This window comes from Afifella marina DSM 2698 (genome assembly GCF_900102695.1).
Taxonomy (GTDB): Bacteria; Pseudomonadota; Alphaproteobacteria; order Rhizobiales; family Afifellaceae; genus Afifella; species Afifella marina.
In genome coordinates this window covers 42,875-56,841 of record NZ_FMVW01000010.1, presented here as the reverse complement: position 1 = coordinate 56,841, position 13,967 = coordinate 42,875, and the positions used below count along the sequence as shown (strand labels likewise).

The window sequence follows — 13,967 nt, the reverse complement described above, 5'->3', positions numbered from 1 at the left end:
GAGGAATGGGGTTGAGCAAAGGATGGAACGAACTCCCCGAAGGGGCGCCCAAGCTGCTCCAGTCACGAGATCACACGCCCCAGAGGGGCTCTGAAGATAGGTGCTCACCTCCGCGAATGCGGTCGGCGTCACCCCTGATCACTGTATCACTAGCTCTCGAAAGAGCAGTACATCTCCGCCAGGCGGAGCATCACATGGCCCGAGGGCCCGTCGAGTTCCCGTATCGGTACCCCCGACTTAAGTCGTATATCTCACTATGAAGCCGAAGAGTCCAGACCTCTGTCCGGTCAAAGGTTGCGGCAAAATGGCATCATTATAAGCCAGACGTACAAGGAGATATTCTTGTTGTTTTTCAGTCTCTTAGAATGATGTCGGCGAAGGCCATCCGCGGAATTACCGCCGCCCATACGGGTTGCAGAGGCGCTGAAATGCGACTTCTATAATGCATTCTAAACATCTGAAAACGCGACGTTTTCGCTGCTCGTCGGCCGCAAATTGAACACGATTGAGATCGTCGTTTTTAATTTTGCACGTACAATCACGTGATCAGATATCGCCGCGCTCAATCGCGCCCGCATGCACACGGGCGATGCTCTTCGGCAGAAAAGACCGGCCGAACAGCACAACCGGCCGATGCGGCGAAGCGACGAACCGCCGCCTGATCCTGGCCGCATCCGAGACAGCGCTCCTCCCGGTCATGAAAAATGCGCTGACAGAATGCCTCTCGTCCTCAAGCCGGACGGAGGCGAACGCGAGCCGCGATCAGGTCATTCACCGCGTTCGGTGCGGGATCTTCAGCGAAACGGGGCCGCTGAAGCGGAGGGAGGTTCCAAAGCATGGCCGTCACTGGGGAAATGGGCGTCTGGCCTGCCCTGTCCCATGCGCCACACGGATCTGGGAGGCGTCGGGTTCGGCGCCTAGAGATGCATGACCCCAAAGCCCATGCGCTCATGGTTCGTTTCGGGGTGGAAAGCCGATTCGCCGTGCGCAGCGATGGCGAGCCACCGTCCGTCGGAAACGATCGCCACCTTGAGCTTCAGGCTCGATTCTGCCGCCACGTCCGAGCTGACGCCCTTCAGGCATTCGAGGCCCGCATGGATCACGGCGTGGATCTCGTTGTGATGGTGATGGATGATATGGCTTTGAAGCGCGCAGGCGACGAGCGACTTCACGAATGTCTTCGTCACATCCGTGCGAATGCCGCTGACAAAGGTGATGCCGAGCTTCAAGCGCGTACTCGCAGCGATATACTGCTTGAAGACCTCTTCCTCCTCGCGCGAGCTGATCGCAGCAATGATCGCGACCTTACCCAGACGGTCAGGATTGATGTCCATTGGGGGATTTCCTTGTGCGAGAACATGCCCGGCCCGCGATAACCCAAGGTTATCCCGCGAAACCCTTCCGCTATGCTGCCCCCCAAGGCGTGCAGTCGGGCCGGTGCCGAGAGGCATCTCGATAGGGCGTCACTTGGTTCCAGTAAACCCTAAAGATCGCTCCAGGCTTGCAATCGAGATTGTCCTTTACGGCGCGTGCGCGGGGCATAAATGTGAAGACAGATACGCCCGAGCGAAGGTGCATTCGCCTGCGCTACCCCATAACTCTGCGGCGCCGACCCCTGTTCCGCCGCGAGTGCAAGACGCGAGGAGAATCTATGCCCGCTGCCATCACACCGTCCGTTCTGGAAACGGTCGGCAACACACCGCTTTTGCGGCTGCGTCACGCATCGGAGATGACCGGCTGCGAAATCCTCGCCAAAGCCGAGTTTCTCAACCCTGGCCAGTCTGTCAAAGACCGGGCCGCCCTTGGCATCATCCGCGACGCGGAAAAGCGTGGATTGTTGCAACCGGGCGGGACCATCGTCGAAGGGACAGCCGGCAATACGGGCATCGGGCTCGCTCTCGTTGCGAAAGCGCTTGGCTACCGCGCCGTCATCGTCATCCCGCAAACGCAGTCTGAGGAGAAGAAGCAGGCTCTTCGTCTGCATGGCGCGCGCCTCCTGGAAGTCCCGGCGGTGCCCTACCGCAACCCCAACAACTACATCAAAGTCTCGGGACGACTTGCCGAGAAGCTCGCCGCAGAGGAGCCAAACGGCGCGATCTGGGCCAACCAATTCGACAACACCGCGAACCGCAACGCCCATATCGAAACGACGGGTCCGGAAATCTGGCGGCAGACGGATGGCAAGCTCGACGGCTTCATCTGCGCCGTCGGAACGGGCGGCACACTCGCCGGATGCGGCATGGCGCTGAAAGAGAGGAACAGTTCGATCAAGATCGGGCTCGCGGACCCAGATGGCGCGGCATTGTACAATTACTATGCCCATGGCCAGCTCAAATCCTCCGGCTCATCCGTCACGGAGGGCATCGGCCAGGGTCGGATCACGGCCAATCTTGAAGGTGCTGCCGTCGACATGCCGTTCAACATTCCCGATTCGGAAGCGATGACCGTCCTCTTCGACCTCGTCGAGAAGGAGGGGCTGTGCCTGGGTGGTTCGTCGGGGATCAATGTTGCGGGAGCCATCCGCATGGCCCGCGAGCTGGGTCCGGGCCACCGTATCGTGACCATTCTGTGCGACCATGGCGCACGTTACGCCACGAAATTGTTCAATCCCGACTTCCTGCGCGCTAAGAACCTGCCTGTGCCGACCTGGCTGTCACAGCCGCCGGCGATCGATATCCCATTCGAGGAGGTGCCCGAGTGAGTGGGCCGACTGAACTTCTCTTTCGCGACGATGCCTATCTGAAAGAATGCGAGGCGGAGGTTGTCGCCATCAACGATCGTGGCGGCGTCATCCTGGACAAAACCGTTTTCTACGCCACCGGCGGCGGCCAGCCTGGCGACACAGGACGCCTTCTCTTCGCCGACGGAGAGGCCGCGATCAGCGCCACCGTCTATGGCGACGACAAATCTGAGATCGTGCATGTGCCGGCTGGCGAGACGAAGCTCCCTTCAGTTGGGGAGCAAGTGAAAGTCATCCTCGACTGGGACCGACGTCACGCGCATATGCGCATGCACACCGCCCTGCATCTCCTCTGCTCGCTGATCGCCTTCCCCGTCACGGGAGGATCGATCGGAGCGGCGGAAAGCCGGCTCGATTTCGATATCGCCGAGGCGGATGCCATCGACAAGGACGCGCTGACCGATGCGCTCAACGAACTCGTGAAAGCTGACCACGCCGTGACAACACGCTGGATTACGGATGAAGAACTCGCCGACAACCCGGATCTCGTTCGCACCATGAGCGTGAAGCCGCCAACCGGCTCCGGCAAGGTGCGGCTCGTGGCGATTGGCGCCGATGGTTCGGTCGATCTTCAGCCTTGTGGCGGCACCCATGTGCGCACAACCGGCGAAATCGGCGGCCTCAAAATCGGCAAGGTCGAGAAAAAGGGCCGCCAGAACCGACGCATCCGTTTGCAGCGGGCGAACTGACGATGGGCACCATGCTGGTCAGTCCCAAATGGCTCAACGAGCACCTTGCGGACGAAAAGGTAAAAGTCGTCGACGCCTCCTGGTACCTCCCCGCCCATGCGCGCGATGCCAAGGCGGAGTACCAGGCCGGACATATTCCCGGTGCGGTTTATTTCGACATCGACCGGATCGCCGATCCCGACACGGAGCTGCCGCACATGCTGCCGAGCCGCGAAACTTTCGCGCAAGCAGCGGGAAAGCTCGGGCTGTCGGAGAAGGATACGATCATCGTCTACGACGGAATGGGCTGCTTCTCCGCTCCGCGCGTATGGTGGACGCTCAAGACCTTCGGCGCGACCGATGTGCGCCTCCTCGATGGCGGTCTGCCGGCCTGGCGCGCGGCAGGACTGCCGTTGGAGACCGAAACGCCCTCACCTCCCGAGACAACCTTCACCGTTCGGTTCGACCGAGACGCGGTTGCCGATCTTGAGCGGGTCCGCAATGCGATCGTCAACAAGAACGCGCAGGTGGTCGATGCACGGCCCGCAACGCGCTTCAGCGGCGAAGCGGCCGAGCCGCGCCCCGGTCTGAAGAGCGGCCACATGCCAGGCTCTTTCAATCTGCCCTTCGGCGCACTTTTCGCAGAAGACGGCAAAAGCCTGGCGGAACCCGGCACCATCCGTCGGCTTTTCGAGCAAGCCGGCGTCGACTGGCACAGACCCATCATCACATCCTGCGGTTCGGGCGTGACGGCCGCAGTCTTGAGCTTCGCGCTTGCCACGGCGGGCAAGCGGGATGTGGCTCTTTACGATGGTTCGTGGGCGGAATGGGGCGGCAGAACCGACACACCCATCGAACGAGGAAGCGAATGACGCGTCTGGTTCCGACCACGATCACGGATCTGCGGATGAGTGCGCCCCCGCGGCACCTTCCCCCGCCTCCGGCCGGCATTCGTCTCGCGCTGATGCGTGCCGAAAACTGCCCCCTGCATTTCTACCGATATCTCTACGCCACGATTGGTCGGAGCTATCTGTGGGTCGAACGGCACGGGCTCGACGATGCGACCTTGGCGGAACGCATCCACGGGGACGGCATCGAAGTCTGGGTGCTTTATGGGAATGGCGCACCGGCCGGCTTCTTCGAGCTCAACTTCGCCGATCCCACAACCGTCGACCTCGTCTATTTCGGCCTCATGCCGGACTGGAAGGGCCGCCGCATCGGACCCTGGCTCCTCGGCACTGCCGTCAACGAAGCTTTTTCGCGCGGTGCGGAAGCGGTCACCGTGAACACGTGCACGATGGATCACCCGGCAGCCTTGCCGCTCTACCAGCGCCTGGGATTTGAGGCCGTCGGGCGGCGAGAGCATCAGCTACCGGTCCCGGAAGGCTTCACCCTGCCCACCCACGTCCCGGCCGCGAATTCACCGTAAGACGGAACAATTCGCCATCGGCGGATTTAGCCGTGTCCGAGGGGGCTCGGAACACGGATAGGTCGATGAGATTTGCAGCCATACTCGCGGCGACGGCGCTCACTCTGCCGCTCGCCCACACCGCCTCCGCCGGCACTGCCGGCGTGGAGCGCCCGACCCTCCTTGCGCAAGCGGGACAGCCCGACTGGCCGCCCAACATCGGCCCGAGACGCGGCAACGGCGAGGGTGAGAAGAAGCGCGAGCAAAACCGCGAACGTCCAAAGCTCGGACAACCCGGCCCGCCTCCACAAAAGGCTCCTCAACCGCAAGCGAACAAGCCCCAGAGGCCGCCTCAAGGTCCGGGCCCAATGCAACCTGCACCGCCTGCACCTCGGGCCGAACGGCCGCAGCAGCCCCCGAAGCAGGCGCCGCAGCGACAAGCCGAGCCGCCTCGTAAATCCGCACCCCAGCCCGCACCGAAGCGTGCAGAACCGGCACGCCCAGAAAGACCCGCTGCCGCGCCACCACGAGGCGAAGGGCCGTCTCGTCAAGCAGATCCGCGCCGGGAGAAAGCAGGGCCAGGAGCGGAATTCCTGCATCGGCAAAAGGAACAGGCGAACGAACGGCGGAAGCGGCCCGCGGAAGCGCCCGCCAAGGCACCCGTCCCGCCAAAGCCGGAAGCAACACCACCAAAGCGCAACGTGCAGCAGCGGCCGGAGGCGGAGCCGAGAGGCGAAGCGGCCGCTTCGCAAACGCCCCAGCTCGGCATCGCCGGCGAGCGTGAAGATCCGCGAGTGCGCGAGCTGCGCCAGAAATTGCATCAGCAGCGACGCGAGGCTGTGCGGCAGGCAGATAGGCCAGATCGCGACGAGGCCCGTCGTCGCGGACGGGATGGTCGCGAGCGGCCGGTCGAAGATGACCGGCGAGATCGCCGCGGCCCTCCCCGCGGCGCGGCGGGCTTCATGCTCCCCTTCGCCTCAGGCGACATCGTCCAGGATTCGGGCGACCGCGTCATCGTTCGGCGGAATGGTCAGCTTCTCATTCGCTCCGACAGCGAAACCGACCGTCTTCTGCGCCGCGCACGGGATGTCTCGGTCGACGAGCTGGGCGGTGGACGGACGCGCACGATCGTGACCCGTCCCGACGGAATCCGCGTCATCACCGAGCGGGATTATGACGGCGAGATCATCCGGCGCGTCCGCCAGTATCCGGACGGCAACCAGGTCGTGCTGATCGACGAGCGCGGCTACGATCGTCGCGATCGCGAATATGAGCCAGGCTATTTCGAGCGCTCGCTGCCCCCGCTCGACCTGCAAATGCCGCAAGATCGCTACATCGTCGAAATGCAGCGCGCATCTGAACGCGAGCTCGAAGATGCCTTGATGGCACCGCCGGTCGAAGGCGTCGAGCGGATCTATACATTGGAGGAGGTCCGCGACAGCTCGCGTTTGCGCGACAAGCTCCGTCGCGTCGACCTGGATGCGATCACCTTCGACACGGGCAGCGCCGCGATATCGCGCAGCCAGATAGGTGAGCTCTCAGCGATCGGCCAGGCCATCGAAGACGTGCTGTCGCGCAATCCCAACGAGATCTTCCTCGTCGAAGGCCATACCGATGCCGTCGGCTCGGACGTGTCGAACCTCGCCCTCTCAGACCGCCGCGCGGAATCGGTTGCTATCGTTCTGTCGGAAAATTTCGATATTCCGCCTGAGAATCTCGTCACCCAGGGTTACGGCGAACAATACCTCAAAGTGCCGACGGAGACGGCGGAACGTTCGAACCGGCGCGTCGCCGTGCGCCGCATCACGCCGCTCATTCAAAGCACGAGCCGGTAAATCGCCGCTCTTCCTGTGTGCTGCCTGCAAAGAAAATGGGTCTGCCATAGCGGGCCCATTTTCTTTGCGGCCCATCTTCAGTGGGCGCTCGCAACGGATCCGGTCTCCGGCCCAGACACGGTCACGAGGCACGGCCCCTGTCCAGCCTGACGTTCCATCGCGTCGACAACGCATCCATGGACGAGATTTCCGATATCGTCGCGTTGCCGAGACCCCACCCGGCTCGGAACGCGACCAGTTCGCCAACAGACCCCGAGGTTCCGGCAAGCGCGGAGAACGCGACGATGAGAAGGGCCCCCACCATCAACGTCTTGCGGCCGCCCAACCGGCTCGAAACGAAACCTGTGACCAGCATCATCACCGAGGTGACGAAAAAGTAGCTGGTAAACAGTAGCGATACCTGACTGGGGGATGCGTTGAGGCCCGCTGCGATCGAAGTGAGAATGGGATCGACCAGACCGATCGACATGAAGCTGACGACACATGCGAATGCAGTCGCCCCAAACGGCTTTTGGCTGATCCAGAAAATGGGGAGATGCGGAAATGGCGGACATGCGGATCCTGAACGTCAAAAACAGGTGTACGATACAGGGATACGCGTGGCCCGCACCCAAAAACAAGGTGTATAATACAGGTATTGTGATGAGCCGTGCATGGGCGGGAGGTCGGCATGACTGACACGACAGCGGTGATCGAGAAACTGGAACGCGAGCTGGCGTTCTTTGCGCGAAGGCTGGAAGCAGTTCATCGCAAACGCGGCTATCCTCTTGAGCGCGCTCATTATCTTTTGCTGCTGCAATTGCGCGAAGGCCCTGCAAGCGTCACAGACCTCGCCCACCACCTCGACCTCGACGATTCGACCGTAACGAGGCAGATCGCCGCCATGCAGCGGCGCCGCCTGATCCGCCGCGTCAAGAATCCGGCCGACGGGCGCAGCACCCTCATCGAGCGCACACGGCTTGGCGCCGAGAGCGCCGAGACGATGCGTCTGGCAAGGCTCGGGCGGATCGAGACGCTGTTTGGGGCCTGGAAACAGACTGACCGAGAAAAGTTCGCGCAGATGCTCGCGCAGGTGAATCTTGCCCTATCGGACTCGCTCAAGGAGATGACGGAAGAGCTTCCCTCCCCGTCACCGCGACCCAGGGCCCCGCGATCCAAACCCGCTCGGCAGCGAAAGGCGAAGCCTCAGAAAGAGTGACTAGCCCCCGCTCGGCGCGCTCGCTTCATCGGCCTCATCCGGCTCCTCGACCGAGCGCCGAGGGTCGCCGGAGAGAAACTCGGCCACGGCTCCGAGGCTCGGGATATTCGTAGCGAAGATCTTGATCGCGACGAGAAGCGGCACGGCCATGAACATGCCGACGAAGCCCCAAAGCCAGCCCCAGAAGGCGATCGACAGGAAGACCGCCACCGGGTTCATCTCAAGCCGCCGTCCGACCACCATCGGCGTGACGAAATTGCCTTCCATGGCGGTGAAGAAGAGATAAACGAGCGGCGGATAGAAAGCTTCGCCGAGGGTCGGAAACGTGACGATGCCGACCACGGCCGAAAGCCCGATGCCCATCATCGACCCGACATAGGGGATGAAATTCAGCAACGTCGCCAGGATGCCCCAAAGCAGCGGGTTGGGCATGCCGATGACCCACATGCCCGAGCCGATCGCGATGCCCAGCATCGTGTTGATGAAGGTGACAGTGAAAAGATAGCGAGAAAGCTCGCGCTCGATGTCGTGCGCAATCCGCAAGGCTCGCTTCTTGTCACTGAGCGACGGCATCGAACGCACGAGCTTGACGTAGAAGAGTTCCGAATACGCAAGCAGGAAAAAGAGCAGTACGAGGCAAAGGAGAACGCGCGCCAGGATATCGGGTGTGCTGGTCGCGACATCCGACAAGAGCCCCGGCTCCCGCAGCACCACCTCCTGTGCCGCTCCGGGCGCTGGCCCCCCTTTGCCGGTGGTGAACTTATCCACCTCTTTGGATGCGCGCTGCAGCTGCTCGACGGAACCACGCAGATAGCCGACTTTTCGCTCCATCTCCCGCGCAATGCTGGGCGCGCGATCGACCCACTCCCCGATCGGATCGCTCAGGATGTAGGAGCCGCCGACGAGCATGATGAAGGTTGAGGAGACGAGAAGCGCGCCCGTCACCCACTCCGCGATTCCCCGCCGCGAAAAGAAACGCACCACGGGGCTCAAGACGAGCGCAAACAGGAACGCCAGCACGACCGGCAGGAAGAACCCCTTCGCCAGATAAAGCGAGCCAATAAGAGCGATCAGAAACAGACCGGTCAGAGGCCACGGCGCGCTCTGGCGCTGGGGCACAACGGAAGCGTCGGCTTGTGGGGGCGTCGTCTCCGAGGGACGGTCGTCGGCTTCGGAATCGGTTGAAGTCATGGGCCTGGCGGGTGTCTGCTACCCGCTTCAAACGCCCTGCAAACTCCTCAGTTCCGCCATAATCAGCGGCGGTTTCAATAACTTCCTAGCTGCCTTAGATTTTCCTCGACCGCGCGACTGCCCCCGCTCGCGCCAGCTCGCCGGCCGAACGTCGCGACGAGGCCGAGCCGCCGCCGGCCTGTCGGATAATGCCCGCTTGCCCGATGCTCAGTGCAGGATTTGCGACAGGAAGAGCTTGGTGCGATCGTGCTGCGGGTTCGTGAAGAACTGCTCGGGTTCGTTCTGTTCAACGATCTGACCGGCATCCATGAAGATGACCCGGTTCGCCACCTGTCTGGCAAAGCCCATCTCATGCGTGACGACGAGCATGGTCATGCCGGATTTGGCGAGATCCACCATCACGTCGAGCACCTCCTTGATCATCTCCGGATCGAGCGCGGAGGTCGGCTCGTCGAAGAGCATGATGCGCGGGTTCATGCACAAGGCGCGGGCAATCGCCACACGCTGCTGCTGGCCGCCCGAAAGCTGCCCTGGATATTTGTTGGCCTGCTCGGGGATCTTCACCCGCTCCAAATAATGCATTGCCGCCTCTTCGGCCTCGCGCTTGGGCATCTTGCGCACCCAAATCGGCGCCAGCGTGCAATTCTCCAGGATCGTGAGATGCGGGAAGAGATTGAAGTGCTGGAACACCATGCCGACCTCGCGACGAATTTCGTCGATCTTCTTCAGGTCGTTGGTGAGCTCAATCCCGTCGACGATAATGTCGCCCTTCTGATGCTCTTCGAGCCGATTGATGCAGCGGATCATCGTCGACTTGCCCGAACCCGAAGGGCCGCACACCACGATACGCTCGCCACGGCGCACATTCAGATTGATATCGCGCAACACATGGAACTCGCCGAACCATTTGTTGACGCCGCGCATCTCCACGGCAGGACCGGCGTTCGGGTCCATCATGTCGGCCGCGCCGTTCTCGTCTGCAGAGATATGGGCGCTTGTCTCGGTATCACTCATCAAAGGGGGCTCCTAACGCGCATGGCCAGTGCGAAGACGGTTTTCGGTGAAGATCGAATACCGCGACATGGAAAAACAGAAAATCCAGTAGACGCAGGCCGCAAAGAAATAGGCGGTCGTCGCCTGAACCGGCGTCGACCAGCTGGGGTCGGTAAAGCTCGACTGGATCTGGCCGAGAAAATCGAAAAGGCCAATGATCAAAACGAGCGTCGTGTCCTTGAAAAGGCCGATGAAGGTGTTGACGATGCCCGGGATCACGAGCGTCAGCGCCTGCGGCAGAATGATGAGCCGCATTTTCTGCCAATACGCAAGACCGACCGCGTCTGCGCCCTCATACTGCCCCTTCGGGATCGCCTGCAGCCCGCCCCGGATGACCTCGGCCATATAGGCGGCTGAAAACAACGCCACGCCGATCAGCGCCCGCAGGAGTTTGTCAAAGGAAACGCCTTCCGGCAAAAACAGCGGCAGCATCACCGAGGACATGAACAGGACGGTGATCAAGGGAACGCCGCGCCAGAATTCGATAAAGACGACGCAGGCGAAGCGCACGATCGGCATGTCCGAGCGACGTCCGAGAGCAAGCACGACACCAAGCGGCAGCGACGCGGCAATGCCCGTGATGGCAATCACCAGGGTGACGAGCAGACCGCCCCAGATCGATGTCGGAACGAATTCGAGCCCAAGATCCAGGCTGAGGACAAAGATAACTGCCGCAAGCGCGAGCATCATCGTCAAGACGAGCTTCAGAAGCCCGCCGGCCGGAGCTCCGGTTCCCCGCGCCCACGCATAGGCAATCCCGAGCACGACCAGCGTCAAAAGCGCATACTCGATCCAGAAATCGAGGCCGCTGCCGAGCGGCGCAAGCTCCCGCCCGATGCCGATCATGCTCTCGAATTCCATGTGACCACCGGTCAAAAGCAGGAGTGCGGCAACAGGAAAGACCACGGCCATATAGATGAGGTTGATGCTCTTGAAGGGGGCCGTCGGAACGAGGAGCGGCACGACGCCGATGACGAAGAGAACGAAGACGATGTTGACGCGCCAACGCTCCTCGACCGGATAGCGCCCATAGATGAACTGGGCAAAATAGTCTTTCACGTAAGGCCAGCAGGCCCCGAACCATCCATTCGGCTGGATGCCGCCCTGGTTGATCGTGGTGCAGACGTCGCGGCTATCGCCGGACCACACGGCCTGCACCAAAGCGAAATCGATGAGAGGCGGCACGACGATCCAGATCACATAAAGCGCGATCAGCGTCAGAACCGTGTTCGACAAGCTCGAGAAGAGGTTTTTGCGCAGCCAGCCCACGGGTCCGCTCTCACGATGCGGCGGCGGAGACTGAGACAACATCTCGTCGCGGACATAGACGAGATCAGTTTCGGATTGGATATCGGACATGGCTCAGCGCTCCACCAGCGCGACGCTGCGGTTGTACCAGTTCATGAAGAGCGAGGTCACAAGCGAGATCGTCAGATAGGTCGCCATGGTGATGAGGATGAACTCCACCGCGCGTCCCGTCTGGTTGAGCGCAGTCCCCGCGAAAACCGAGACCAGGTCGGGATAGGCGATTGCGACCGCAAGCGAGGAGTTCTTCGTCAGATTGAGATACTGGCTTGTGAGCGGAGGTATGATCACGCGCATGGCTTGCGGGATAACCACAAGCCTCAAAGTGTGACCGGGCCGCAATCCGAGGGAATAAGACGCCTCTGTCTGGCCATTCGGCACTGCAAGGATCCCCGCCCGCACGATCTCCGCAATAAAGGAGGCCGTGTAGAAGCTAAGCGCCATCAAAAGCCCGATGAATTCGGGGAAGACCCGCAGGCCGCCGCGTGGACCGAAATTGCCCGGGGTCGGGTATTCTAGAGAGAATGGTGGATTGGCGAACGCGAAGCCGGCAACGAAATAGGCAACGAGCGGCAGCCCGATGATGAGCGCGAGGGCCACGCGGAAGAGCGGAAAGATCTGACCAGTGGCCATCTGTCGCCGTCTCGCCCAAGCGCGAAGAACAAAAGTTGCGACGATGCCTATTATGAAGGCAGCCGCCACGAGCGCAAAGCCCCGCCCGAGAACCGGATTGGGTGCGTACCAGCCGGCGATGTTGAGAAGCCCGAACGGTCCGAGATCGATCGCATCGCGCTTGGCAGGTAGGAGCCGCAGAACCGCAAAATACCAAATGAAGATCTGCAACAGCAGCGGGATGTTCCGCAGAACCTCGATGTAGACATAGGCTGCCTTGGCGACGACCCAGTTCTTAGAAAGCCTGGAGATCCCGACGATAAAACCGATGATCGTGGCGAGGATCACGCCAATGAAAGAGACCAGCAGCGTGTTGAGCAGCCCGACGAAATAGACGCGGACGTAGGACGAGGTTTCCTGGTAGTCGATCAATGTCTGATTGATCTGGAAACCGGCCGAATCCCGCAAGATGCCGAAGCCGAAACCGATGCCTTGTGCCCGCAAATTGGCGGCGGTGTTGTGGATGATCCACCAGGCGAAACTGACGATTGCGACAATCAGGAGAACCTGAAAGATCACGCCACGTACGCGCTGATCGTTGAGTGCAGAAAATCCACTCGAGCCTTTTCGGCTCGGCAATACGTCCTGAGCAGCCATGTCCCCTCGGCTAGCAGGTTCCATGCCATCCCGGATCGTGAGCGCCCGGTTTGATGGCAAGGGGCCCGGCCGATCGCTCGGCCGGGCCCATGTTTATTCTTAGCGAACCGGCGGCGCGTACTGCAGGCCGCCATCGCTCCAGAGCTTGTTCAGCCCGCGGTCGATGCCGAGCTCCGTGTCCGGGCCGACATTGCGGTTGAACATCTCACCATAATTGCCGACCGCCTTGATCGCGTTCACCGCCCATTCTTTGTCGAGACCAATCGATTCGCCGAACGAACCTTCCGTCCCGAGAAGGCGCTTGATCGAGGGGTTGTCGGAGTTCTTCATCTCGTCGACGTTGTCCTGAGTGACGCCGAGCTCTTCGGCGTTGATGAGCGCAAACAGCGTCCACTTGACGACGTTGAACCACTGATCGTCACCCTGGCGAACGGCCGGGCCAAGCGGCTCCTTGGAGATGATCTCTGGCAGGATGACATGGTCGTCGGGATTGGTGAGCTTCAGCTTCTGGGCATAAAGGCCCGACTGATCGGTCGTATAGACATCGCAGCGGCCAGCATCGTAGGCGGCCACGACCTCATCGGCCTTTTCGAAGGCGACCACTTCGTAATCCATGTCGTGGCTGCGGAAATAATCCGCGACATTGAGTTCGGTCGTGGTGCCGGTGTTCGTGCAGACGCTGGCGCCCGAAAGCTCCAGAGCCGATGAGACGCCGAGATCTTTCGGCACCATGAAGCCCTGGCCGTCGTAATAGTTCACGCCGGTGAAGTTCAGCCCGAGATCGGTATCGCGCGACATCGTCCAGGTGGTGTTGCGCGTGAGAACGTCGACTTCGCCCGACTGCAGCGCAGTAAAGCGCTCTTTCGCCGAGAGAGGCGTGAATTTCGCGGCGTCCGCGTTGCCGAAGATAGCGGCGGCGATCGCCTTGCACGTGTCTACGTCGAGGCCGGTCCAATTGCCCTGGGAATCAGGGTTCGAGAAGCCGGGCAGGCCCTGGCTCACGCCGCATTGCACGGAGCCTTTGGCCTTCACGTCGTCAAGCGTCGCTGCAGAAGCGGAGACGGCCGACACAGCCAGGGCCGCCCCGGCTACGAGCGGTACGATGGATTTCTTCATATGACGATTTCCTGTTCACCGGTTTGGTTCTTAGAACGATGATTTGCAGTCATGCATCCAAAGCGAAGCAGACCCGCCTCGCTCTTCCCTGCCAGACGCCGCTTGACGCAACCCCGTCCATGCGGCCATCGAAAGCTATCTACTGGCCCCGGTCAAGCCTGCGGCCCTGAGGTCGTATGAGGCA

The 13,967-nt window shown here is 61.4% G+C and carries 13 protein-coding genes; 6 read left to right on the top strand and 7 right to left on the bottom strand.

Going from position 1 to position 13,967, the window contains the following annotated elements; translation table 11 throughout:
• Positions 1-917: 917 nt before the first annotated feature.
• Positions 918-1,334, bottom strand: coding sequence for a HutP family protein (locus tag BLP76_RS16745; protein ID WP_092816060.1), 417 nt, complete (start codon positions 1,332-1,334; stop codon positions 918-920).
• A 317-nt stretch (positions 1,335-1,651) separates the two neighbouring features.
• Here BLP76_RS16745 and BLP76_RS16740 point away from each other — a divergent pair, with 317 nt between their 5' ends.
• From BLP76_RS16740 to BLP76_RS18850, 5 genes are all read left to right on the top strand, one after another.
• The gene (locus BLP76_RS16740; protein WP_092816058.1) at positions 1,652-2,701 is read left to right on the top strand and encodes a cysteine synthase A; all 1,050 of its coding nucleotides are present in this window, start codon (positions 1,652-1,654) and stop codon (positions 2,699-2,701) included.
• A complete protein-coding gene (locus BLP76_RS16735) occupies positions 2,698-3,429 on the top strand; it encodes an alanyl-tRNA editing protein (RefSeq protein ID WP_092816056.1) in 732 nt (243 codons plus the stop codon). Before BLP76_RS16740 ends, BLP76_RS16735 begins: the two co-directional genes overlap by 4 nt.
• Before the next feature lie 2 nt (positions 3,430-3,431).
• A complete protein-coding gene (gene sseA, locus BLP76_RS16730) occupies positions 3,432-4,280 on the top strand; it encodes a 3-mercaptopyruvate sulfurtransferase (protein ID WP_092816054.1) in 849 nt (282 codons plus the stop codon).
• Positions 4,277-4,837, top strand: a complete 561-nt coding sequence (locus BLP76_RS16725; protein WP_092816052.1) for a GNAT family N-acetyltransferase — start codon at positions 4,277-4,279, stop codon at positions 4,835-4,837. The genes sseA and BLP76_RS16725 overlap by 4 nt, the downstream gene beginning before the upstream one ends.
• A gap of 680 nt (positions 4,838-5,517) precedes the next feature.
• Positions 5,518-6,651, top strand: coding sequence for an OmpA family protein (locus tag BLP76_RS18850; protein ID WP_170130535.1), 1,134 nt, complete (start codon positions 5,518-5,520; stop codon positions 6,649-6,651).
• A gap of 121 nt (positions 6,652-6,772) precedes the next feature.
• On the opposite strand, the gene BLP76_RS16715 is transcribed toward BLP76_RS18850, so the two are convergent.
• Positions 6,773-7,120, bottom strand: a complete 348-nt coding sequence (locus BLP76_RS16715; RefSeq protein ID WP_211098004.1) for an MFS transporter — start codon at positions 7,118-7,120, stop codon at positions 6,773-6,775.
• Between the two features lie 201 nt (positions 7,121-7,321).
• On the opposite strand from BLP76_RS16715, the gene BLP76_RS16710 reads away from it, so the two are divergent.
• A complete protein-coding gene (locus BLP76_RS16710; protein WP_111328843.1) occupies positions 7,322-7,849 on the top strand; it encodes a MarR family winged helix-turn-helix transcriptional regulator in 528 nt (175 codons plus the stop codon).
• On the opposite strand, the gene BLP76_RS16705 is transcribed toward BLP76_RS16710, so the two are convergent.
• The 5 genes from BLP76_RS16705 to BLP76_RS16685 all read right to left on the bottom strand — a co-directional run bounded on the left by BLP76_RS16705 (position 7,850) and on the right by BLP76_RS16685 (position 13,783).
• Positions 7,850-9,040, bottom strand: coding sequence for an AI-2E family transporter (locus BLP76_RS16705; RefSeq protein WP_244514640.1), 1,191 nt, complete (start codon positions 9,038-9,040; stop codon positions 7,850-7,852).
• A 207-nt stretch (positions 9,041-9,247) separates the two neighbouring features.
• Complete coding sequence (locus tag BLP76_RS16700; RefSeq protein ID WP_274605725.1) at positions 9,248-9,997, bottom strand: amino acid ABC transporter ATP-binding protein; 750 nt, start codon at positions 9,995-9,997, stop codon at positions 9,248-9,250.
• 69 nt (positions 9,998-10,066) lie between these two features.
• Positions 10,067-11,452, bottom strand: a complete 1,386-nt coding sequence (locus BLP76_RS16695) for an amino acid ABC transporter permease (protein WP_092816046.1) — start codon at positions 11,450-11,452, stop codon at positions 10,067-10,069.
• A 3-nt stretch (positions 11,453-11,455) separates the two neighbouring features.
• A complete protein-coding gene (locus tag BLP76_RS16690; protein ID WP_092816044.1) occupies positions 11,456-12,667 on the bottom strand; it encodes an amino acid ABC transporter permease in 1,212 nt (403 codons plus the stop codon).
• Positions 12,668-12,766: 99 nt separating this feature from the next.
• Positions 12,767-13,783, bottom strand: a complete 1,017-nt coding sequence (locus BLP76_RS16685) for an amino acid ABC transporter substrate-binding protein (protein WP_092816043.1) — start codon at positions 13,781-13,783, stop codon at positions 12,767-12,769.
• Between the last annotated feature and the right edge of the window lie 184 nt (positions 13,784-13,967).